Annotated in this window: 16 protein-coding genes; 10 read left to right on the plus strand and 6 right to left on the minus strand. The window is 71.2% G+C overall.

Translation table 11 applies throughout. The features are described from left to right. The first annotated feature begins 87 nt into the window (after nt 1-87). The 3 genes from ACFYR3_RS42185 to ACFYR3_RS42195 all read left to right on the plus strand — a co-directional run bounded on the left by ACFYR3_RS42185 (nt 88) and on the right by ACFYR3_RS42195 (nt 4219). Nucleotides 88-1638 carry an acyl-CoA synthetase gene (locus ACFYR3_RS42185; protein WP_389287551.1) on the plus strand — a complete coding sequence of 517 codons (1551 nt, stop codon included), beginning with the start codon at nt 88-90 and terminating at the stop codon, nt 1636-1638. A 78-nt stretch (nt 1639-1716) separates the two neighbouring features. After that, nucleotides 1717-3216, plus strand: a complete 1500-nt coding sequence (locus ACFYR3_RS42190; RefSeq protein WP_355849546.1) for an acyl-CoA synthetase — start codon at nt 1717-1719, stop codon at nt 3214-3216. A 406-nt stretch (nt 3217-3622) separates the two neighbouring features. Further along, nucleotides 3623-4219 (plus strand): TetR family transcriptional regulator, encoded by a 597-nt coding sequence (locus ACFYR3_RS42195; RefSeq protein WP_355849540.1) that lies wholly within the window; start codon nt 3623-3625, stop codon nt 4217-4219. Between the two features lie 369 nt (nt 4220-4588). Here ACFYR3_RS42195 and paaK read toward each other — a convergent pair whose 3' ends face one another. The 4 genes from paaK to ACFYR3_RS42215 all read right to left on the minus strand — a co-directional run bounded on the left by paaK (nt 4589) and on the right by ACFYR3_RS42215 (nt 10501). Next, a complete protein-coding gene (gene paaK, locus ACFYR3_RS42200; protein WP_389287553.1) occupies nt 4589-5896 on the minus strand; it encodes a phenylacetate--CoA ligase PaaK in 1308 nt (435 codons plus the stop codon). Nucleotides 5897-6034: 138 nt separating this feature from the next. Further along, on the minus strand, nt 6035-7366 hold the full coding sequence (locus tag ACFYR3_RS42205) for an enolase C-terminal domain-like protein (protein WP_355849559.1): 1332 nt from the start codon (nt 7364-7366) through the stop codon (nt 6035-6037). 114 nt (nt 7367-7480) lie between these two features. Continuing rightward, nucleotides 7481-8440: a 5-dehydro-4-deoxyglucarate dehydratase gene (locus tag ACFYR3_RS42210; RefSeq protein ID WP_355849534.1), complete on the minus strand. Its 960-nt coding sequence runs from the start codon at nt 8438-8440 to the stop codon at nt 7481-7483. 333 nt (nt 8441-8773) lie between these two features. Continuing rightward, nucleotides 8774-10501 carry an acyl-CoA synthetase gene (locus ACFYR3_RS42215; protein WP_389287555.1) on the minus strand — a complete coding sequence of 576 codons (1728 nt, stop codon included), beginning with the start codon at nt 10499-10501 and terminating at the stop codon, nt 8774-8776. Between the two features lie 207 nt (nt 10502-10708). On the opposite strand from ACFYR3_RS42215, the gene ACFYR3_RS42220 reads away from it, so the two are divergent. The 7 genes from ACFYR3_RS42220 (at nt 10709) to ACFYR3_RS42250 (ending at nt 18786) form a co-directional block, all read left to right on the plus strand. Continuing rightward, on the plus strand, nt 10709-11509 hold the full coding sequence (locus ACFYR3_RS42220) for a crotonase/enoyl-CoA hydratase family protein (protein ID WP_355849528.1): 801 nt from the start codon (nt 10709-10711) through the stop codon (nt 11507-11509). 77 nt (nt 11510-11586) lie between these two features. Then, nucleotides 11587-12528: an OB-fold domain-containing protein gene (locus tag ACFYR3_RS42225; protein WP_355849525.1), complete on the plus strand. Its 942-nt coding sequence runs from the start codon at nt 11587-11589 to the stop codon at nt 12526-12528. Beyond that, nucleotides 12529-13584, plus strand: a complete 1056-nt coding sequence (locus ACFYR3_RS42230; protein ID WP_355849522.1) for a thiolase domain-containing protein — start codon at nt 12529-12531, stop codon at nt 13582-13584. Continuing rightward, nucleotides 13581-14747, plus strand: a complete 1167-nt coding sequence (locus ACFYR3_RS42235) for a thiolase domain-containing protein (RefSeq protein ID WP_355849519.1) — start codon at nt 13581-13583, stop codon at nt 14745-14747. Before ACFYR3_RS42230 ends, ACFYR3_RS42235 begins: the two co-directional genes overlap by 4 nt. A gap of 83 nt (nt 14748-14830) precedes the next feature. Then, nucleotides 14831-15073 (plus strand): DUF397 domain-containing protein, encoded by a 243-nt coding sequence (locus tag ACFYR3_RS42240; protein WP_261706989.1) that lies wholly within the window; start codon nt 14831-14833, stop codon nt 15071-15073. Nucleotides 15074-15317: 244 nt separating this feature from the next. Next, complete coding sequence (locus ACFYR3_RS42245) at nt 15318-18209, plus strand: ATP-binding protein (protein ID WP_389287558.1); 2892 nt, start codon at nt 15318-15320, stop codon at nt 18207-18209. 79 nt (nt 18210-18288) lie between these two features. Beyond that, nucleotides 18289-18786 (plus strand): hypothetical protein, encoded by a 498-nt coding sequence (locus tag ACFYR3_RS42250; RefSeq protein ID WP_261706991.1) that lies wholly within the window; start codon nt 18289-18291, stop codon nt 18784-18786. 21 nt (nt 18787-18807) lie between these two features. Here the strand turns inward: ACFYR3_RS42250 and ACFYR3_RS42255 are convergent, their stop codons facing one another. Further along, complete coding sequence (locus ACFYR3_RS42255; RefSeq protein WP_355849511.1) at nt 18808-21099, minus strand: PAS domain S-box protein; 2292 nt, start codon at nt 21097-21099, stop codon at nt 18808-18810. Between the two features lie 233 nt (nt 21100-21332). Beyond that, nucleotides 21333-23300, minus strand: coding sequence for an N-acetylmuramoyl-L-alanine amidase (locus ACFYR3_RS42260; protein ID WP_389287561.1), 1968 nt, complete (start codon nt 23298-23300; stop codon nt 21333-21335). Between the last annotated feature and the right edge of the window lie 255 nt (nt 23301-23555).

Below are 23555 nucleotides of genomic sequence, written 5' to 3' on the forward strand. Positions count from 1 at the left end.
GAACGGCACGCACTACAGGCCATGCACCCACCGGGACCGAGAGGTCACAACCCTACTCGTGAGGGCTGCAGAAGGGATGGTCCTCTAATGAGCACAGCACCCAACGGTTTCTGGGCCCAGGCCGCCGCCGACCCCGAGCGCGTCGTCCTCGTCGCCCCCACCGGCGAGGAGTGGACCGCGGGACGGCTGCACGCGGCCGCCAACGGGCTCGTCCACGGACTGCGCGCCGCGGGCCTCCGGCGCGGCGACTCCTTCGCGGTCGTGCTCCCCAACGGCGTCGAGTTCCTCGTCGTCTACCTCGCCGCCTCGCAGGCCGGTCTCTATCTCGTCCCCGTCAACCACCACCTCGTCGGCCCCGAGATCGCCTGGATCGTCTCCGACTCCGGAGCCAGGGTCCTCATCGCCCACGAACGGTTCGCCGATGCCGCCCGGCACGCCGCCGACGAGGCGAAACTTCCCGCGGAACAGCGGTACGCCGTCGGCGAGATCGAGGGCTTCCGGCCGTACGCCGAACTCCTCGACGGACAGCCCGAGTCGGCGCCCCCAGACCGCACCCTCGGCTGGGTCATGAACTACACCTCGGGCACCACGGGCCGCCCGCGCGGCATCCGGCGCCCGCTGCCCGGCAAGCTCCCCGAGGAGTCGTACCTCGGCGGCTTCCTCGGCATCTTCGGCATCAAACCCTTCGACGACAACGTCCACCTCGTGTGCTCGCCGCTCTACCACACGGCGGTGCTCCAGTTCGCGGGCGCGTCCCTGCACATCGGGCATCGGCTGGTACTCATGGACAGGTGGACGCCCGAGGAGATGCTGCGTGTCATCGACGCACACAGCTGCACCCACACTCATATGGTGCCGACCCAGTTCCACCGGCTGCTGGCCCTCCCCGACGAGGTGAAGGCCCGCTACGACGTCTCCTCGATGCGGCACGCCATCCATGGCGCGGCACCCTGCCCGGACCATGTGAAACGAGCCATGATCGCGTGGTGGGGCGACAGCGTCGAGGAGTACTACGCGGCCAGCGAGGGCGGCGGGGCCTTCGCGACCGCCGAGGACTGGCTGAAGAAGCCCGGCACCGTCGGCAAGGCGTGGCCCATCAGCGAGCTGGCCGTCTTCGACGACGACGGCAACCGGCTGCCGCCCGGTGAACTCGGCACCGTCTACATGAAGATGAGCACCGGCGGATTCTCGTACCACAAGGACGAGACCAAGACGCGGAAGAACCGCATCGGCGACTTCTTCACCGTCGGAGACCTGGGCTGTCTCGACGAGGACGGCTATCTCTTCCTCCGCGACCGCAAGATCGACATGATCATCTCGGGCGGGGTCAACATCTACCCGGCCGAGATCGAGGCGGTCCTGCTCTCGCACCCCGCCGTCGCCGACGCGGCCGCCTTCGGCATCCCGCACGACGACTGGGGCGAGGAGGTCAAGGCCGTCGTCGAAGCCGCCCCCGGCCACGAACCCGGTCCGGCGCTCGCGGCCGACCTCCTCGGCCACTGCGAGCGCCGACTCGCCGGGTACAAGCGGCCCAAGAGCGTCGACTTCATCGCGACCATGCCCCGCGATCCCAACGGAAAGCTGTACAAGCGACGGTTGCGCGATCCCTACTGGGAGGGCCGCACCCGGGCGATGTGACCCGGTTCGCCTTCCAGGGCTGTCGCGCCGTGCCACCTCACTTGACCTCGACCTTCCATGGATCGAGGATCACGTGTCATGAAGCCTGGACACGGCAGTACCGTCGACGGGGTGCTGCGCCGCAGTGCCCGGCGCACACCGGCGCGGCGCGCCGTCGACTACCGAGATCGCTCCTGGACGTACGCGGAACTCGACGAGGCCGTCTCCCGCGCGGCGACCGTCCTCCTCGAAGAGGGGCTGTCCCCCGGGGACCGCGTGGGCGCCTACGGCCACAACTCGGACGCCTATCTGATCGGCTTCCTCGCCTGCGCCCGCGCGGGACTCGTCCATGTGCCGGTGAACCAGAACCTGACCGGAGACGACCTCGCCTACATCGTCGGCCAGTCGGGAAGCACCCTGGTCCTGACCGACCCCGACCTCGCCGGCCGGCTCCCCGACGGCGTACGGACCCTGCCGCTGCGCGATACCGACGACTCGTTCCTCGCGCGGCTGGACACGGCACTCCCGTACGACGCTGACGAGCCGCGCGGCGACACGCTCGTGCAGCTGCTCTACACATCGGGCACAACCGCGCTGCCCAAGGGCGCGATGATGACGCACCGCGCCCTGGTGCACGAGTACCTGAGCGCGATCACCGCTCTCGATCTGAGCGCCGGAGACCGGCCGGTCCATTCGCTGCCGCTCTACCACTCGGCGCAGATGCATGTGTTCCTGCTGCCCTACCTCGCCGTCGGCGCCTCGAACACCATCCTCGACGCGCCGGACGCCGGTCAGCTCTTCGACCTGATCGAGACGGGCCGCGCGGACAGCCTGTTCGCCCCGCCCACCGTGTGGATCGGCCTGTCGAACCGCCCCGACTTCGCCGACCGCGACCTGAGCGGCCTGCGCAAGGCGTACTACGGGGCGTCGATCATGCCGGTCCCCGTCCTGGAACGGCTGCGCGCGCGGCTGCCGAAGCTGGCCTTCTACAACTGCTTCGGCCAGAGCGAGATCGGCCCCCTGGCCACGGTCCTCGGGCCCGACGAGCACAAGGGCCGGATGGACTCCTGCGGACGCCCGGTGCTGTTCGTGGACGCGCGGGTGGTCGACGAGGACGGCAAGGACGTGCCGGACGGGACACCGGGCGAAGTCGTCTACCGCTCACCGCAGTTGTGCGAGGGCTATTGGGACAAGCCCGAGGAGACGGCCGAGGCGTTCCGCGACGGCTGGTTCCACTCGGGGGACCTCGCCGTTCGCGACGCCCACGGGTACTTCACGGTCGTGGACCGGGTGAAGGACGTCATCAACTCCGGTGGTGTGCTGGTCGCTTCGCGGCAGGTCGAGGACGCGCTGTACACCCATGAGCAGGTCGCCGAGGTGGCCGTCGTCGGGCTTCCGGACGAGCGCTGGATCGAGGCCGTCACCGCGGTCGTCGTCCCCCGGGGCGAGGTCACCGAGGACGAACTGATCGCCCACGCACGGGAGAAGCTCGCCCACTTCAAGGCACCCAAGCGCGTCCTGTTCGTGGACGAGCTGCCCCGCAACGCCAGCGGAAAGATCCTCAAGCGCGAACTGCGGGACCGGTTCGGCGCCGCGTAGCCTCCGGCGGGGACGACGTCCGCTAACCGCGAGGGTCCTGGCGCCGGTTGTCGTCCTGATGTTCCGCGGCCTTCGGCGCTTCCCGGCCGCGGACCCCTCCTCGTGGGACAGGCGGTAGGCCACGGCGAGTCCCCAGGGGACACCGAGGAGGACGACGAGGGCGAGGCCGAGAACGAGTGGGGCCGGGCGTGCGGCACCGACTCCCACGCATACCACCGCCACGGCGACGCAGGTGCGGGCCAGCGGCCGGTAGAGCCCGCGGTCCGGGCGCCAGACCCGCAGGGAACTGGCGACCACCATCGTCGCGCAGAGCACGACGGCCGCGCCCCCGCAGATCACCCAGGCCGTGCCGACGGGGGTCCGACTGTCGTGGGCGTGCTCGACGAGGCCGCTCATCGCGGCGCCCATGGCGGCCATGCCACGGGACTCCAGCGCCACCAAGACCCGGCTGCTCGACGCCGCCTTCACCGAATTCGCCGCCTACGGCATCGCCGGGGCCCGGGTGGACCGGATCGCGGAGGCCGCGGCGGCGAACAAGCGGCTGATCTATGCCTACTTCGGCAACAAGGAGCAGTTGTTCGACGAGGTGTTGCGACGGGCGATGGCAGCGGGCGCGGAATCGGTGCCCTTCGACGTCGAGGACCTGCCCGGGTACGCCGGTGCGATCTTCGACCACCTCGTCGCCAGGCCGGACCTGATGCGCCTACGCCTATGGAAACTGCTGGAGCGCCCCTCCGCCACCGGACTCGAACCGGACGCCTTCCGAAGCAAAGCCGCCGAAGTGGCCGAGGCGCAGCTGCGTGGCGAGGTCGCCCGGGAGATGGAGCCCGACGATCTCCTGACCATGGTCCTCGCCGCGGCTCAGGCATGGTTCTGGGCGGCCGAGGGCGCCGATCCCGGGGAGGCCGGCCGGTCCTGGTCGCCGCCGCGGCTGGCCCTGCACCGCTCGGCAGTCGTCGAGGCCGCCCGCCGGATGAGCGAGCCTAAGAGGGACGGCGAGTAGCGGCCTCATGGGTGCGTAGGGCGCAGAGCGGGTCCGTCTCCCTCAAGGGGGAGACCGGGCGGGCGCCGGGCCGACCGGTTCCGAGTGGAAAGCTGCGGCGCGTGGCAGGGGTCCGGCTCGACCCGTGCCGGCTCACCGTGCGACAGGCCGTCCGGGCCGTCCGGGCCGGGGGTGATGGGCCGGCCCCGCGGTCGGCTGGTCCTGAGAGGGGCCGGTCCTGAGAGGGGCCGGATCCATGGTCGGTCGGATCCATGGCGGGTCGGACCCGCGTTCTATCGGACCCGAGGTCTGGCGTGCCTGTGTGTGGCTGTGCCCGCGGTCCGGAGTACCCGTGTCTAGCCCGCACCCGTCTGTGGTGAGCGCGGCCGGTTACGGACGCGGACGCAGGTCCACGATCCGCTTCAGCTTGCCCACCGACCGCTCCAGGGACTCCGGTTCGACGATCTCCACCGTGACCGAGACGCCGATCCCGTCCTTGATGCCGGCGGTGATCGCCCGCGCGGCCGCCTCGCGGATCTCCGGTGTGGCGCCGGACCGGGCCTCGGCCCGTACGGTGAGGGCGTCGAGGCGGCCCTCGCGGGTCAGCCGGAGCTGGAAGTGCGGGGCGACCCCCGGCGTGCGCAGCACGATCTCCTCGATCTGCGTCGGGAAGAGATTGACCCCCCGCAGGATCACCATGTCGTCACTGCGCCCGGTGATCTTCTCCATCCGGCGGAACACCCGCGCCGTGCCGGGCAGCAGCCGCGTCAAGTCCCGTGTCCGGTAACGGATCACGGGCATGGCCTCCTTGGTGAGCGAGGTGAACACCAACTCGCCCTCCTCGCCGTCCGGCAGCACCTCACCCGTGATCGGGTCGACGACCTCCGGGTAGAAGTGGTCCTCCCAGACGTGCAGACCGTCCTTGGTCTCCACGCACTCCTGGGCGACCCCCGGGCCGATGACCTCCGAGAGGCCGTAGATGTCCACCGCGTCGATCGCGAACCGCTCCTCGATCTCGCGGCGCATCTCCTCGGTCCACGGCTCGGCCCCGAACACGCCGACCCGCAGCGAGGTGCCGCGCGGGTCCACGCCCTGCCGCTCGAACTCGTCGAGCAGGGTCAGCATGTACGACGGTGTCACCATGATGATCTCGGGCTTCAGGTCCTGGATCAGCTGGACCTGACGTGCCGTCATGCCGCCGGACGCGGGGATCACCGTACAGCCGAGCCGTTCCGCGCCGTAGTGGGCGCCGAGGCCGCCCGTGAACAGCCCGTAGCCGTAGGCGATATGGACCTTGTCGCCGGGCCAGCCGCCCGCCGCGCGGATCGAACGGGCCACCATGTCGGCCCACATGGAGAGATCGTTCTCCGTGTAGCCGACGACCGTGGGCCGCCCGGTCGTCCCGCTCGACGCGTGGATGCGCCGGATCCGCTCCTGCGGCACGGCGAACATCCCGTACGGATAGTTCTCGCGCAGATCCGCCTTCACGGTGAAGGGGAACCGCGAAAGGTCGGCGAGCGAGCGGCAGTCGTCCGGGCGCAGCCCGGCCTTGTCGAAGGACTCCCGGTAGAAGGGGACGTTCTCGTACGCGTGCCGCAGCGACGCGCGCAGCCGCTCCAGCTGGAGCGCCCGCAGTTCATCCGCGTCGAGCCGCTCGCCCGCGTCGAGCAGGCCCTTCGAGTCCTTCGAGCCCGCCATCGCGCCCACTCCCTCGCCAACCATGCGATTCCGGACGACCGATCATTCGGTCGTGCTGTTCCGGATCAGTAATTCAGGTGTCCCGCGCCAGTGCAAGGGGTCCGCGACCGCTTTTTGCGGGAGCGCGCGAGGCGCCGGTCAGCGCACCAGCGCGGGCCGTTTGGCGTCGAACTCCCAGCCGGGGACGAGAGCGCGCATGCCGATCGCGTCGTCCCGGGCGCCGAGCGCCTCCTTCAGGTACAGCTCGTGCGCCGCCAGCAGCCGGTCCATGTCGAGTCGGACGCCCAGGCCGGGGGCGTCCGGAAGCGCGATCTCGCCGTCGACGATGCGCGGCGGGGCGACCGTGAGCCGCTCCAGACCCTCCTGCCAGATCCAGTGCGTGTCGAGGGCGTTGTACGCGCCCGGTGCCGCGGCCCCGCAGTGCGTGACCATGGCGAGCGAGATGTCGAAGTGGTTGTTCGAGTGGCAGCCCCAGGTCAGGCCCATCGAATTGCACAGCTGGGCCACGCGCACCGAGCCCCGCATGGTCCAGAAGTGCGGGTCGGCCAGCGGGATCGACACCGACTGGAGCGCCAGGGCGTGGGTGAGCTGCCGCCAGTCCGTGGCGATCATGTTGGTCGCCGTCGGCAGCCCCGTCGCCCGGCGGAACTCGGCCAGGATCTCCCGCCCCGAGTAACCGTCCTCGGCGCCGCAGGGGTCCTCCGCGTACGCGAGGGTGCCCACCAGGGGCTCGCACAGCTCGATCGCCTCGCGCAGCGACCAGGCGCCGTTGGGGTCGAGCGTGATCCGGGCCTCGGGAAAGCGGTCCTTGAGCGCGCGGACGGCCCGGACCTCCTCGGTACCCTCCAGGACACCGCCCTTGAGCTTGAAGTCCCGGAAGCCGTACAGCTCGTGGGCGGCCTCGGCCTGCCGGACGATCGCGCCGGGCGTGAGGGCCTCCTCGTGCCGCAGGCGGTACCAGTCCACGTCCGAGTCGCTCTCGCGGACGTACGCCAGGTCCGTGCGGTCCGGGTCGCCGACGTAGAAGAGATAGCCGAGCACCCGTACCCGGTCGCGTTGCTGCCCGTCGCCGAGGAGGGCCGCGACCGGCACGTCGAGGTGCTGGCCGAGCAGGTCGAGGAGGGCCGACTCGACTGCGGTGACGGCGTGGACGGTCGTCCGCAGATCGAAGGTCTGGGCGCCGCGCCCGCCGGCGTCGCGGTCGCGGAAACGCTCCCCGATCTCGCGCAGGACGCGCTGGTAGTCGCCCACCTTCGCGCCGAGGACGAGCGACTCCGCGTCGCGCAGCGTCCGGGTGATCTTCTCCCCGCCGGGCACCTCGCCGAGGCCGGTCCGCCCCTCGGAATCCTTGAGGACGACGACATTGCGGGTGAAGTAGGGGCCGTGGGCGCCCGACAGGTTCAGCTCCATGCAGTCCCGTCCCGCGACGGGGTAGACGGAGAACTCGGTGATCGTCGGTTGCTGACTCATCATCAAAATCCTTGTGTACGAGGGTGACCGGGGCCGGTGATCACAGGATGGCGGCGACGAGCCGGGCGAGGGGGCGGCCCGCCCCGAGCCCCTTCGGGCCGTCCCCCGCGTGCCTCAGGCGGGTCGGCGCACGGCTCCGGCCAGGGCCAGCCCGGTGTCGAGGATCCGCTCCAGGGCGGCGAGATCGGCCGGTCCGGGATCGGTCAGCGGTGCGCGCACCGGGCCGACGGGCAGGCCCCGCAGCCGGGCCGCGGCCTTGACCAGGGAGACGGCGTATCCGGGCACCTTGTCGCGCAGCTCGACGAGCGGGACGTAGAAGTCGCGCAGCAGCTTGGTCACGGTCGCCTCGTCGCCGGTGCGCAGCGCGGTGAAGAAGGCGTCGGCGATCTCGGGAGCGAAGGCGTGGACGGCCGAGGAGTAGGCGGGGACGCCCACGGTGGCGTACGCGCGGGCCTGGATCTCGGCGGTGGCGGCTCCGTTGAAGAAGAGGAAACCGTCGGGCGCCGCGAGCGTGAGGCGCTGGAGCCGGTCGAGGTCGCTGTGTCCGTCCTTGAGTCCGATGACGCTCGGGATCGCCGCGACGGCCCGCAGTCCCTCGGGGGTGAAGGTGACCGGGCCGCGCTGGTAGGCGATGAGCGGCAGCCGTGTACCGGCGGCGATCCGGCGCAGCTGCTCCACCAGGCCGGCCTCGGGGGCCTCGACGAGATAGTGGGGCAGTACGAGGAGGGCGTCCGCGCCGGCCTCCTCCGCGATCCGGGCGAATCGCAGCGCCTGTGCCCATCCGTAGCCGACGCCCGCGACGACGGGCATTCTGCCGCCGGCGATCTCGACCGTCGCGGTGACGACCTCGCGGTATTCGTCCTCGTCCAGCGCGCTGAACTCTCCGGTCCCGCAGGCGGGGAACACCGCGCCGGGCGCCGTGGCCAGCTGAGCGGTCAGGTAGGCCCGGTAGGACTCCGGATCGAGGTCGCCGTCCTCCGTGAAGCTCGTGAGCGGGAAGGACAGGACCCCGCTCGCCATGCCGTCCCGCAGCCGCTGGACCACGCCCTCCGGATCCGCGCTGAACCCTGCCATGAGTCTCATCCCTATATGCAGACGTCGTCTATGTATGAGAACTCAGGTTAGATTCGTGAACCTCGGGGGTCAATGGGTACGGAGACATGGATGCACGATCGCGGGCGCCATCGCTTCTGCTCGGTCCGGCGGCGCGGCTCACGGGGAGCACGAGGTCCGGATCGTCGCCGACGTGCGCAGGGCGCGGACGAGTGGAGGAGTCGGCCGGTCACCCGCCCCGGATACGCCGGAGCGGCGCTGATGGGGGTGGGTCGGTCTGGGCGCGCCTTCGGGTCGGGCGTGACGATCGGGACGGGCGCGTCCCGGACTACGCCGGGGCCACGGGTGCTCCGATCACCGCGTCGCGTTCGCGGCGACCGACCGGGCCCACCGGTAGTCCGCCTTGCCGCTCGGCGAGCGCTGGATGAAGTCGGTGATCACGAGCCGGCGCGGGATCTTGTATCCCGCGAGGTGGGCGCGGCAGTGTGTCTGGATGTCGTCGAGCGACGGCTGTGGAGCGCCCTCCCGGAGCTGGACGACCGCCGCCACGTGGTTGCCCCACTTCGGGTCGGGCACTCCGGCGACCAGGGCGTCGTACACGTCCGGATGCGACTTGAGGGCCTGTTCGACCTCCTCGGGATAGACCTTCTCGCCGCCGCTGTTGATGCACTGCGAGCCGCGGCCGAGGACGATGACGATGCCCTCCTCGTCGACCGTGGCCATGTCGCCGAGGAGCACCCAGCGCTCGTCGCCCTTCCGGAAGAAGGTCTCGGCGGTCTTCTTGGGGTCGTTGTAGTAGCCGAGGGGTACATGGCCGCGCTGCGCGACCCGTCCCGGCTCGCCCACCGCGACCGGCTCGTGGGTGACCGGATCCACCACCTGCGTACGGGCGTTGACGCGAATCCGGAAGCCGCGCTCCGGGCCGGAGTCGGCCGTCGCGGTCCCGTTGAAGCCGGACTCCGAGGAGCCGAAGTTGTTGAGCAGCATCACGTTCGGGACGAGCGACTGGAACTGTTCGCGCACGGTTTCCGACATGATCGCGCCGGACGAGGACACGCTGAACAGGGCGGAGCAGTCCGTGTCCTTCAACGGACCGTTCAGCGCGTCGATCAGGGGCCGCAGCATCGCGTCGCCGACCAGCGACACGCTGGTCACCCTCTCCCGCTCGATCGTCCGCAGGACTTCCTCGGGTGCGAACTTGCGGTGGAGCACGACGCGTTGACCGAAGTTGAAGGCGATGAAGGCGGTGAGTGTCGAGGTGCCGTGCATCAGCGGGGGAGTGGGGAAGAAGGTGATCCCGGCGCCACCGGCCGCGACGCGCTCGGCGAGCTCCTCCGGCTTCGTCACCGGATCGCCGGTCGGCGCGCCCCCGCCGAGACCGGCGAAGAAGAGGTCCTCCTGGCGCCACATCACGCCCTTGGGCATCCCCGTCGTGCCGCCGGTGTAGATGATGAACTGGTCGTCCGCGGAACGTGAGGGGAAACCGCGTTCGGGTGACCCGGCGGCCTCGGCGTCGGCGAACTCCACCGCATCCACCGCACTCGCCGAGTCCGCGGCGCTGACGGCACCAGCCGAGTCCACCGCGCTCTCGGTGCCGACCGCACCCGTCGAGTACGCCGCATCCACCGCACCCGCGACCTCCGGCGCGACCGCCCCGGACGCCGGGGCTCCCACCCGTACGAGGTGCCGCAGCCGCGGGGCGCGTGGCCGCGCTGCTGTCACCCGGTCGGTGAACTCGGCGTCGAAGACCAGCGCCGAAAGGTCGGCGTCCTGATAGAGGTACGCCAACTCCTCCTCTACGTATCGGTAGTTGACGTTGACCGGAACAATGCGCGCCTTCAGGCAGGCCAGCACGGTCTGGAGGTACTCGATGCCGTTGTAGAGGTGGAGGCCGAGGTGCTCGCCGGGACGGATTCCGCTGTCGATCAGGTGGTGCGCGACACGGTTCGCGGCCGCGTCCAGTTGCGCGTACGTCAGGCGGCGCTCCGCGCCCGTGCCCGGGTGGTCGATGTACACGAGCGCCTCGCGGTCCGGGACCACGTCGACGACCGACTCGAACAGGTCGGCAAGGTTGTACTCCACCGTTCCTCCTGACCGTGCACGTCCGTCTACGTCCGTGGCCGGGCGCTCCCGGGGCATGTCCGCTCCGGGCCCGACGGTCATCAGAGCAAAGCCCGACCCAACTGTGAAGGGTCCCGGCACAAGAAATCTGACTGTCTGTCAGAAAACCCTTGTACTGGCTGGACGCCTCCTGCAACCTGTTCTCGCATCCGAGACGGGAGGACGGCAATGGGTGGGACGGAACACCTCACCGTGCAGCGCGAAGGCGCCACACTGGTGCTCACGCTGAACAGGCCCGAGGCCAAGAACGCGCTCTCGCTGCCGATGCTGGTCGGTCTGTACGACGGCTGGGTCGAGGCCGACGAGGACGACGCGATCCGCTCGATCGTGCTCACCGGTGCCGGCGGTGCCTTCTGCGCCGGAATGGACCTCAAGGCGCTGGCCGGCAAAGGCATGGAGGGCGAGCAGTACCGGGACCGGCTCAAGGCCGACCCCGATCTCCACTGGAAGGCCATGCTGCGCCACCATCGCCCCCGCAAGCCGGTGATCGCGGCCGTCGAGGGGTACTGCGTCGCGGGCGGCACCGAGATCCTCCAGGGCACCGACATCCGGGTCGCCGGCGCCTCCGCGACCTTCGGGCTCTTCGAGGTCAGGCGCGGACTCTTCCCGATCGGTGGCTCGACGGTCCGGCTGCAACGCCAGATCCCGCGCACCCACGCCCTCGAAATGCTGCTGACAGGGCGCCCGTACACCGCCGAAGAGGCCGCGGGCATCGGTCTGATCGGCCATGTCGTGCCGGACGGCACCGCGCTCGACAAGGCGCTCGCCGTCGCCGAGCAGATCAACGCCTGCGGCCCGCTCGCCGTAGAGGCCGTCAAGGCTTCCGTGTACGAGACCGCGGAGCTGACCGAGACCGACGGCCTCGCCGCCGAACTGCGGCGCGGCTGGCCGGTCTTCGACACGGCCGACGCCAAGGAGGGCGCCCAGGCCTTCGCCGAGAAGCGCCCGCCCGTCTACCGGCGCGCCTGACCCGCAAGCCCGGCCCCGGACGCGTCCTGCCGCCACGCGGACGCGGCGCGTCCGGCCGTTGGAAGGAGAGATCCGGGATGCCCGAAGTCCTCAAAGCCCCCCTCGTCGTCGAGTTCCCCTTCACCCGCTCGCTCGGGCCCGTGCAGAGCGCCTTCCTCACGGGCCTGCGCGAAGGGGTCGTCCTCGGTGTGCGGACCGCCGACGGCCGCACGCTCGTGCCGCCCGTCGAGTACGACCCCGTCACCGCCGAGGAGATACGCGACCTCGTCGAGGTCGCCCCCACCGGCACCGTCACCACCTGGGCCTGGAACCACGAACCCCGCCGCGGCCAGCCCCTCGGCACTCCGTTCGCCTGGGTCCTGGTCAAGCTCGACGGTGCCGACACCGGCCTGCTGCACGCCCTCGACGCCTCGGGGCCCGACGCCGTTCGCACCGGAATGCGCGTCCGGGTCCGCTGGGCCCGCGAACGCTCCGGCGCGATCACCGACATCGCCTGCTTCGAGCCGTACGACGGCGACGCGGTGGAACTCACGGGCCACGACGGCCGGTTCGCGGACATGGTGACCGGGATCGTCGCCCCCGCACGGCTCGACTACGTCTACTCACCGGGCCGCGCGCAGGCCGCCTACATCGCGAGCCTCTCCGAGCAGCGGACCGTCGGCGAACGCTGCCCCTCCTGCCGCAAGGTGTACGTCCCGCCCAAGGGCGCGTGCCCCACCTGCGGGGTGGCCACCTCCGAACAGGTCGAGGTCGGTCCGCGCGGCACCGTCACCACGTACTGCGTCGTCAACATCAAGGCGAAGAACCTCGACATCGAAGTCCCGTACGTCTACGCCCACATCGCCCTCGACGGCGCCGGACTCGCGCTGCACGGACGGATCGGCGGCATCCCCTACGACGAGGTCCGGATGGGCCTGCGCGTGGAGCCCGTGTGGACGGAGGGCGGCCGCCACCCGGACCACTACCGGCCCACCGGGGAACCGGACGCGGACTACGAGACGTACAAGGAGATGCTGTAGATGCGGCCCATCAGGGACATCGCCGTCGTCGCCTTCGGGCAGACCGACCACCGGCGCACCTCCGACGAGCTCTCCGAGGTCGAGATGCTCCTGCCGGTCCTGCACGACGTCCTCGACCGGACGGGCCTGCAGACCAGTGACATCGGCTTCACCTGCTCCGGCTCCACGGACTATCTCGCGGGCCGCGCCTTCTCCTTCACCATGGCGCTCGACGGCGTGGGCGCCTGGCCGCCGATCTCCGAGTCGCACGTCGAGATGGACGGCGCCTGGGCGCTGTACGAGGCGTGGACCAAACTGCTGACCGGCGACGCCGACACCGCGCTCGTGTACGCGTACGGCAAGTCCTCGCCCGGCTCCGTACGCGACGTCCTGACCCGGCAGTTGGACCCGTACTACGTGGCCCCGCTGTGGCCCGACTCGGTCGCCCTCGCCGCGCTCCAGGCGCAGGCGCTCATCGACACGGGCGAGACCGACGAACTCGCGCTCGCCTCGGTCGCCGCCCGGAGCCGGATCTCCGCGACCGCCAACTCCCATGCCCAGCTGCGCGGTTCGGTGCCGCAGGGCGACTATCTCGTACGACCGCTGCGTACCGGCGACTGCCCGCCCATCGGTGACGGCGCCGCCGCGGTGATCCTCGCGGCAGGGGACCGGGCCCGAGAACTGTGCGAACGGCCCGCCTGGATCCGGGGCATCGACCACCGCATCGAGGCACACTCCCTCGGCGTGCGCGACCTGACCGACTCGCCGTCCACCCGACTGGCCGCCGAACGGGCCGGCGCCTTCGAACGGCCCGTCGACACAGCCGAGTTGCATGCCCCCTTCACCTCCCAGGAAGTGATCCTGCGCAAGGCGCTGCGGCTCGACGACAGTGTGCGCGTCAACCCGTCGGGGGGCGCGCTCGCCGCAAACCCGGTCATGGCGGCCGGGCTCATCCGCATCGGCGAGGCCGCCGCACGCGTCCATCGCGGGGAGTCCGACCGGGCGCTCGCCCACGCCACCTCGGGCCCCTGCCTCCAACAGAACCTGGTCGCCGTACTCGAAGGGGATGCCCGATGAGCAAGGAGCCCGTGGCCGTCGTAGGCATCGGCCAGACCAAGCATGTGGCGGCCCGGCGAGAGGTGTCCATCGCGGGACTCGTCCGCGAGGCGGCCCAACGGGCGCTGGAGGACGCCGAGTTGACCTGGGCCGACATCGACGCGGTCGTCATCGGAAAGGCGCCCGACTTCTTCGAGGGCGTCATGATGCCCGAGCTGTACCTCGCCGACGCGCTCGGCGCGGTCGGCAAACCGATGCTCAGGGTGCACACGGCCGGCTCCGTCGGCGGATCGACGGCCCTGGTCGCCACCAACCTGATCGCGGGCCGCGTCCACGGCACCGTCCTGACCCTGGCCTACGAGAAGCAGTCCGAGTCCAACGCCATGTGGGGCCTGTCGCTGCCCATCCCCTTCCAGCAGCCGCTGCTCGCCGGGGCCGGCGGCTTCTTCGCACCGCACGTTCGCGCCTACATGCGGCGCACCGGCGCACCCGACACCGTCGGCTCCCTCGTCGCGTACAAGGACCGCCGCAACGCGCTGAAGAACCCGTACGCGCACCTCCACGAGCACGACATCACCCTGGAGAAGGTCCAGGCCTCACCCATGCTCTGGGACCCGATCCGCTACTCCGAGACCTGCCCCTCCTCCGACGGAGCCTGCGCGATGGTCCTCACCGACCGCGCGGGAGCGGCCCGTTCACCCCGTCCGCCCGCCTGGATGCACGGCGGCGCGATGCGCAGCGAACCGACCCTCTTCGCCGGAAAGGACTGCGTGTCCCCGCAAGCCGGAAAGGACTGCGCGGCGGACGTGTACCGGCAGGCGGGGATCGCCGACCCCCGCCGCGACATCGACGCCGTCGAGATGTACGTGCCGTTCTCCTGGTACGAGCCCATGTGGCTGGAGAACCTCGGCTTCGCCGACGAGGGCGAGGGATGGAAACTCACGGAGGCGGGTGTGACCGAACTGGAGGGCGACCTGCCCGTCAACATGTCGGGCGGGGTCCTCTCCACCAATCCGATCGGCGCCTCCGGCATGATCCGCTTCGCCGAAGCGGCCCTCCAGGTGCGCGGCCAGGCTGGAGAACACCAGGTCGACGGGGCTCGCCGGGTCCTCGGCCACGCCTACGGCGGCGGATCCCAGTTCTTCTCGATGTGGCTGGTCGGGGCCGAGCCGCCCGCCTCCTGAAACCGTCCTTCTCACGTGGCCTGTGCGCGGCACGGACCGATCGCTAGGCTGGCCGCGGACGACGAACCGGGAGGAGCACGGACGTGGCCGAAAGCACCATCGAGCAACACCCGCTCGCGGGCTGGGACAAGCCGGAGCTGGACCTCAGCAACGCCGAATGGCAGTCCAGCAGCCGGGGGCGGGGAGATGTCCAGATCGCCTTTGTCGAGGGCTTCATCGCGATGCGCAACAGTGGCCGCCCGCAAAGCGCTTCCTTGATCTTCACTCCCGCGGAGTGGGGGGCCTTCGTATCGGGAGCCCGCGAGGGCGAGTTCGACCTGACCTGAACAGAGGACCGCCGGGCCTTCCCGCCCCGCCCCCGTGCGGGGGAGGGGCGGCGGCTCGCGCCCCCGCGCCCAGGGGGCTGCTCACCGGCCTGTCCTCCCGCAGCCACGCTGCCTCGACGAGGTTCCGAACAGGAGCGCGCGAACGGGCTGCCCCGTGGATGATCGGGGCGTACGCTGAGGTGCCTGAACGTCACGGTGCGCATCCGCTCCCCGCGCGGGCGCGCGATCGTGACAGGGGGTGATCATGGGGCAACGCAGCCTGCGCAGCCGTCGGACGCTCTTCGAGCGCGAGAGTGAACTGTCCGCCGCCGACGAGGCGTTGAGCGACCTCGTCGGGCTGCGCCGGGACGTCGGCGAACCACCGGGCCGCTCCCGCGGCACCCTCCTCGCCTTCGCCGGACGCGCCGGAATCGGCAAGACGACCCTCCTCGCCGAGGTCCGCAGGCGGTCCGCGGCAAAGGGCTGCACCGTGCTGAGCGCGCGCGGCGGAGAACAGGAGCAGCGCGTCGCCTTCCACGTCGCCCGGCAGCTCCTGCAGCCGCAGCTCGCCGGATTCTCAGAGGCCGAACTCCGTGCCTCCCTGGGCAGTTGGTACGCGATCGTCGGCCCCGCGCTCGGCCTCTGCGCGCCGTCCGAGGGCGCCCCGCCCGACCAGCAGGGCCTGCGCGCCGGACTCGACTGGGTGCTCACCCACCTCGCCGTGCAGCGTGCCCCGATGGTGCTCCTCCTCGACGACGCGCACTGGGCCGACGCCGAATCGCTCAGCTGGCTGGCCGCGTTCGCGCCGCGCGCCGAGCAACTCCCGCTGCTGCTCGCCGTCGCCTACCGGCCGGACGAACTCCCCGAACACGCCGAGGCGTTCAGAGGGCTGCCCGGCCGCGCCGGACAGCGCCCCATCGGCCTCGAACCGCTCAGCGCGGCGGCCGTCGCCCGGCTCGTCCGCGAAGACCTCGGTACCCAGGCCGACGACGCCTTCTGCCGCGAGTGCTGGGCGGTCACCGCGGGCAACCCGTTCGAGGCCGTCGAACTGACCGCGAAGGTCCGCGACCGCGGCCTGACCCCGACCGAGGACGGAGCGCATCTCCTGCGCGACCTCGCCGCCGCCGTCAAGGGCAGCGGCATCGTCGCCCGCCTCGAACGACTCGGCACCGCGACCGTCCGCTTCGCCTGGGCCTGCGCCGTGCTCGGCACCGAGATCCACCCGACGCTCGCCGCCGCCGTCGCGGGCCTCGGCTCCGAGGAGGCCGCCGACGCGGCGGACGCCCTGCGCACCGCGCGGATCCTCACCGGCGCCGACCCCCTCGAATTCGTCCACCCGCTGATCGCCACCGCCGTCTACCGGGACATCCCCGGCAGCGTCCGCGTCGCCCTGCACGGCCAGGCCGCCTGGTGCGTGATCGACGAAGGCCTCGGCCCGGCCGCCGCCGCCCGGCACCTCATGGAGACCCACCCCGACGGCGACACCTGGATCGTCCAGCAACTGCGCGCCGCGGCCCGCGAGACCCAGCGCGCCGGAGCCCCCGACGCCGCCCGCCGCTACCTCGCCCGTGCCCTGCGCGAACCGCCGCCCTTCGAGGACCGCGCCGCCGTCCTGTACGAACTGGGCTGCGCGTCCCTGCTCACCGAACCGACGACCACGGTCAACCATCTGCGAGCCGCCCTCGAAGAGCCCATCACCGACCCCGAGCTGCGCCACAACATCGTCTACCGCCTCTCCCAGGTCCTCGCGCACAGCGACCGCCTCGCCGAGGCCTCCGAGACCCTCGCCCGCGAGATCCCGGTCACCGGCGACGCCCGGGTACGGCTGCGCATGCAGTCCGAGCAGTTCATGTGGGACGCCTTCCGCGCCGACGAACCCGACTCGCCCGCCCGCTCCCGCCGGCTGGCCCGCCTCGCCGACCGGCTCACCGGCCACGACCTCACCGAGCGCTATGTCATCGGACTGCGCGCCTGGGACGCCACCCTGCGCGGCGAACCCGCACACATCGCCCTCCACCACGCCGAACGCGCCCTGGCCGGCGGCCTCGGCTGGGCCGAGGCCGACCGCGGCTTCGAGGTCCCGGTCCTGGTCGCCATGACCTTCATGTACGCCGACCGGCCGGGCCGCACCGAGGAACTCTTCGCCACCGGGATCGCCGACTTCGAATCCCAGGGCTGGCACGGCGCCCACCTCTCCTTCGGCTACACGATCCTCGGATACGTCCGCTTCCGCCGCGGCCGTCTCGCCGAAGCCGAGGACTTCGTCCGCGCGGGCCTCAGGCTCGCCGAACGCGTCGGACCCGGTACGCCCGTCCACTGGTACGCGGTGGGCACCCTCATCCAGGTCCTGCTCGCCCGGGGCCAGGTCGAAGAGGCCGCGCGGACCGGCGAGGCCTACGCCTTCTGCGCCCCCTTCCCGGCCGCCGTGACCTTCCCGGACGCCCAGACGGTGTACGGCGAACTCCTGCTCGCCCGCGGCCTCACGAAGGACGCCGCCGTCGAGCTCAGCTCGGCCGGCCGCCGCCTCGACCCGCGCGGCATGCGCAACCCCGCCTGGTGCCCCTGGCAGCTCCATCTCGCCCGCGCCGAGAGCCACGATGCCCCGGACCGGGCTGTCGCCACGGCACTCGAAGCGGTGAACCGCGCCCGCCAGTACGGCGCCCCCTCCGGCATCGGCCAGGCCCTGCGCGTCGCCGCCGAGGTCTCCCCGGGTCCGGCCCGCGTCCGGCTCCTCGAAGAGTCCGTCGGCCATCTGGAGCGCTCCCCGGCCGCCTACGAACTGGCCTGCGCCCTGGTCGCCCTGGGCACCGAACTGCGCCGCGCCGGACGCCCCAAGGAAGCCGCCGAGCACCTCTACCGCGGCCTCGACGCGGCCGTCCAGTGCGGTGCCGACGGGCTGATCGAGGACGCCCGTGACGAGCTGCAGGCGGCGGGACTGCGTCCGCGCCGCCTGCACAGCACCGAGACGGACACCCTGACGGCCCGCGAGCGCACCGCCGCGGCACTCACCGCGCAGGACAGGACCCCGGCCCAGATAGCCGAGGAGCTGAACGTCGACGAGCACGCCGTCGCCCGGCTCCTGTCGGCGGTCTACCGCAAGGTCGGCACGGACCGCAGAGGACTCGCGGCGGCGCTGGGGGAACAGGCGATTTCCTGACGCGGGCGGGCCGCCCCCCGGCCCCGTGCGGACCGTGCCCGTGGGGCTCGGTACGCGCCCGTGCACGTACCATTGCGGCATGTCCTTCCTCCGCCGCCGCAGCGCCACGCCCGCCGGGCCCGACTTCGACGTTCTGGCCATGGACCCGGGCGACTGGCCCGGCAATCTCGGCGCGGGCCTGCTGCCCGCCCCTGACGGCAGCTGCCAGGGCGTCTTCCTGCGCTACGACCTGTTCGGCGGCCGCGGTCCCGCGATGATCATCGGCAATCTGCCGGAGGGCTCCCAGGCCCGTGATGTCGCCGAGGGCGAGGTCCCCTTCGAGGTGGCCCAGCTGCTGATCGCGCTGGAGAACGACGAGGAGGTGACCGTCACCGGGACCGAGGACATGCCGGTGATGCAAGGCGACAACCTGCTGATCGTGCGGCGGCTCAAGCTCTCCGAGACCCGGATCGCCTGCGTCCAGTTCGACCGCAGTGACAACGTGCTGGTGACCATCGCCGCCTGGGACCGTCCGATCACGGACGACCTGTACGCCCTGCTGAAGCCGCTGCCGGCGGAACTCTTCCAGCAGGGCTGAGGCCCAACACCCCGCCCTGCGTCACAGTTTGAGGGTGAACCAGGTGGTCTTGCCCGCGTCGGTGGGGCGTACGCCCCAGTCGTCGGCGAGCGCGCGGACCAGGATCAGCCCCCGTCCCGACTCCTCGTCCTCGGTGGCCGTCCGGGGCTGCGGCAGATGCGGGCTGTGATCGTTGATCTCCACGGTCAGATCGGTGGCCGTGCGGCACAGGTGCAGGCTGATGGGTCCCTGGGCGTGCTGTACGGCGTTCGTGAGGATCTCGGACAGCAGGAGCCGGGCGTCGTCCGCTGAGGGCACGCAGTCCCAGGCCGTCAGCGCCTTGCTGAGGAAGGCGCGGCCCTCCGGCACCGATTCGGGCGTCGCGGGCAGGTCGGTGCTGATGGTGGCCAGGGGTCCGTCGGGGAGCCGGGTGAGCAGCAGCGTGACGTCGTCGTTGTGCCCGTCGGCGTCCGGCAGCAGGGCGGCCAGCACATGGTCGGCGGCCACCTCCAGATCGGGCGCGGTGGTGAACAGTTCCGTGAGGGTGGCGGTGAGCTCGGCGAGCTGGTCCTCGATGTCGCTGCCCGGCGTCTCGATGAGACCGTCGGTGTACAGGACGAGCGTCGCCCCCGGCGGTATCACCGAGGTCGCCTGCTCGTAGAGGATGCCGCCGACACCGAGGGGCGCGTTCACCGGCGCGGGGAGCGGCCGGGCGTCCGCGCCGGGCGTGGCCACCAGGGTCGGCAGATGCCCGGCCGAGCAGACCGTCACCTCGCCCGCGTCGGCGGAGATGACCAGGTAGCAGCAGGTCACGAGCTGGTCGGGCACGTCCAGGTCGCCGACGACGGCCTCCAGGGCCTGCATCAGCTGGCGGGGCTGCATCCCGGTCTTGGCCAGGGCGTGCGCGGCCGACCGCAGCTGACCCATCACGGCGGCGGCGTCCAGACCGCGGCCCATCACATCGCCGATCAGGACCCCGACCCGGCCGGCCCCCAGCGGGATCAGGTCGAACCAGTCGCCGCCCACCCCGGCCCCCTGCGTGGCCGGCCGGTAGCGGCTCGCCGTGGTCAGGCCGGGAATGGCGGGCGGGGTGCCCATGAGGCTGCGCTGCAGGGTGAGGGCGATGTGTCGCTGCTGCTCGTAGAGGAAGGTCAGCTCCGCCTCGGCCTTCTTGCGGTCGCTGATGTCCCGGACGATCGCGCACGCGCCGATGATCGAGCCGTCCGTGGCGCGGGTGGGCCACAGCGTGATGTCCACGTCCAGCAGGTCGCCCGAGCGCGTGAGCCGCAGTGTCTCGAAGTGTTCGACCTTCTCACCGCTGCGCAGCCGGTCCAGGAGCAGGTCGATCTCACCGCGCCGCTCGGTGGTGGCGAGCAGCGACACATGCCTGCCCATCACCTCGGCCCGGGTGTAGCCGTACAGCCGCTGGGCCGCCGCGTTCCAGTACGTGATGTGGCCGTCCAGCGTCTTGGCGAGGATCGCGTCCTGGGAGGACTCCACCAGACCGGCCAGTTCGTTGATCCGCGCCTCGGCGCGCTTGCGGTCGCTGACGTCGCGGACGGCGGCGGAGACGAGGAGACCGTCGGTGGTTTCGAGGGGGCTGAGGCTGATCTCGACGGGGAATTCGGTGCCGTCCTTGCGCAGGCCGTGGAGTTCGAGTTCGGCGCCCATGGGGCGGACTTGGCGGTTGTCGGTGTAGCCGTCGCGGTGGCGGTGGTGGTGGGCTCGGAAGCGGCCGGGTACGAGGAGTTCGACGGGGTGGCCGAGGAGTTCCTCGCGTCGGTATCCGAAGAGGGCTTCGGTCTGTGCGTTGACGAGTCTGATGGTTCCGGTGTCGTCGACGATCACCATGGCGTCCGGCGCCGCCTCCAGCAGCCCACGAAACCTTTCCTCGGCGGCCTTGCGGTCGCTGACGTCCCGGACGGCGGCGGAGACGAGGAGACCGTCGGCCGTCTCGAGAGGGCTGAGGCTGATCTCGACGGGGAATTCGGTGCCGTCCCTGCGCAGGCCGTGGAGTTCGAGTTCGGCGCCCATGGGGCGGACTTGGCGGTTGTCGGTGTAGCCGTCGCGGTGGCGGTGGTGGTGGGCTCGGAAGCGGCCGGGTACGAGGAGTTCGACGGGGTGGCCGAGGAGTTCCTCGCGTCGGTATCCGAAGAGGGCTTCGGTCTGTGCGTTGACGAGTCTGATGGTTCCGATGTCGTCGACGATCACCATGGCGTCCGGCGCCGCCTCCAGCAGCCCACGAAACCTTTCCTCGGCCCCCGCCGGTGCTCGGTCACGCGGACTGCCGCCGCACTGGCACTGCCGTGGGTCCGCCGCATCGGCGGGCCGCATTGAAGTCTCTTTGACGAAGTCGCCCATGCCTGCCCCAGGTGTGCCGCTTACCGTGAACGGCCATCTCAGCGGAACGGGACCGGGCGCGCGGTTACATGTCGTTAACTGGCACTACCGAGGTCGAACCTGTCCTAGGCGGCACATTCCCTGGTCGGTTGCCCGCGTCATTGTCGTCACCGACCGACGGACCGGGCCCGCTTCGCGCGGACCCGGCCCCCGACCCGGTGGATCTGCTACGGAACCAGGTCCACGTCCGCGGCCCGCACGAACTCCACCCGGTGCCCGAACTGGATCTCGTAGTACATGTCCGTACCGATCACGACCCTGTGCGGTGTCGTGTCGAAGGTCGGCGCGTAGAAGTACTCGCCGGGCACCTTGTCACCGGCCGCGTACCGCTGGCCTGCGAGGATCTTGTACGGCAGCGGCGAGACGGCCTGGACGGGCACGCCCGCCGGGTACGCCTCCTTCTCCGGGTACGCCCTTCCGTACACGGGGATCTGCGCCAGCCCCTCCTTGGGTGTCACGACAGGTCCCGACGCCCTCACCGCCGTCGGCTGCTTCCTCGGGTTCTTGAACCAGGCCTTCTGGCCCAGGTACCAGACCGCCGTCCAGTCGCCGTCCCGTCCGGCGAGCGCGTACCGCTGTCCGGTGGAGACGCGGGAGGCGACGTCGTTCACGCCGGTCGTCGAGGCATCGCCCTTCGGGTACAGGCCGATGTCCTGGATCAGCGGTGAGCTCTCGTCCGGCTGGGAGTACAGCCGCACCTCGCTGGAGCCGTGCGCGGCGCAGGGCTCGCCCTTGGTGACGCAGCCCGTGTACACCGGCTGGTTCTCGTCGAAGTCGGGCAGGACGGTCACCAGGTCGCCCTTGCGGAACGATCGGTGGAAGGGATGCCCGAGGAGAGTGAAGTAGTGCTGCCAGTCCCAGTACGGGCCAGGGTCCGTGTGCATGCCCGGAATGGTGGAGGTCGTGGGGCCCGGTACGTTGTCGTGCCCCAGGATGTGCTGCCGGTCCAGCGGGATGTCGTACTTCCGGGAGAGGTACCTCACCAGGCGGGCGGAGGCGCGGTACATCTCCTCCGTGTACCAGGCGTCGGGCGCGGTGAGGAAGCCCTCGTGCTCCAGGCCGATCGACTTCGCGTTGATGTACCAGTTGCCCGCGTGCCAGGCGACGTCCTTGGCCTTCACATGCTGGGCGATGTGCCCGTCGGTCGAGCGCAGGGTGTAGTTCCACGACACATAGGTCGGGTCCTGGACAAGGTTCAGCACACCGTCCCAGGTGCCTTCCGTGTCATGGATGACGATGTACTTGATGCTCTGCGACGTGGGCCGGTCGCCCAGGTCGTGGTTGCCGTAGTCGCCCTCGCCGAACTCCTCGTACGGGGCCGGGATCCACTCGCAGGACACCGTCCTCGGGCACTCCGTGCCGTCGGCGGAGGCCGTCCGCAGTCCCGCGCCGCGGAGCTGGGCGGTGTCGGGGCTCAGCCGGGGCTGAGCGGCGAGCGTGACCTGCTGGCCGGCGTCCGTGGTGCGCTGTTCGCCGGAGCGCATCACGTCGTACGCGTCGTCGGCGTAGGTCGCCGCGGTGGTGCTGTCGTCCGCTCCCGAGAAGCGCGCCACCGCTCCGTACCAGTCGTCGGCGTTGTCGCTCAGGGGCTCGCCGAGGTCCCGCTGCGCGGCGGCGAGGAGTGCGGCGCCGCCCGCGACGTTCGCCGCCGCGTCGGTGCGCAGCCGCTCCGCCGGCAGGCCGGTGAGATCGGCGGCCTTCGTCAACGTCTTCAGACGGGCGGGGAGTTGGGAGTCCGTGGGCGCCAAGGCGTCGGGCAGGAGGGCGGGACGCGAGCTGTCGCCGCGGGCGTCCTCCGTGCCGTCACTGTGATGCGGAGTCCCGGTGATCGCCGTCCGGGCGTCGGTCAGGTGCATGGGACCGTAGCCGCCGGTGACGCTCGGGGCACCGGCGTGCGCGTCCCAGCGGGACTGCAGATAGGAAACGGCGAGCAGCACGCTCTGCGGAACGTGGTACTCGGTGGCCGCGGCGCCGAAGGCCCGCTGCAACCGGGCCGCGGGCACCTCCTCGGCGGAGCTCGAAGGAGCCGCGCCGAGCAGGGGCAGGAGCAGCGCCGCCGAGGCGACGGCTCCCGCTGACCTGCGCGCGCGTCTGTGCCCGGTGGTGCCCTTGGGTTCGGTGGCGGACCAGTGCAATGCAGCCTCCTGGGACGGTCGGGCGCGGTGGGGCGTGCGAGGGCCGAACGCGTCAGTGCTACCGGCTCTCCGACGATCCGTCAATCATGCCCGGAGGCAGGCGATTTCCCATGTCAGCGCGGGGTGCAGGGGTTTCGTGGCGGCGGCCTCCCGGCCTGCGGGGCGTCAGTGGCATGGACCAATGCTCAGAACGGCGGGCCGCACACGAGGGAGGTCCACGGTGACGCCAGTACCTCGGCGTCACCGTGGACCTCC

It is taken from the genome of Streptomyces sp. NPDC005784 (assembly GCF_042871525.1).
Taxonomy (GTDB): Bacteria; Actinomycetota; Actinomycetes; order Streptomycetales; family Streptomycetaceae; genus Streptomyces.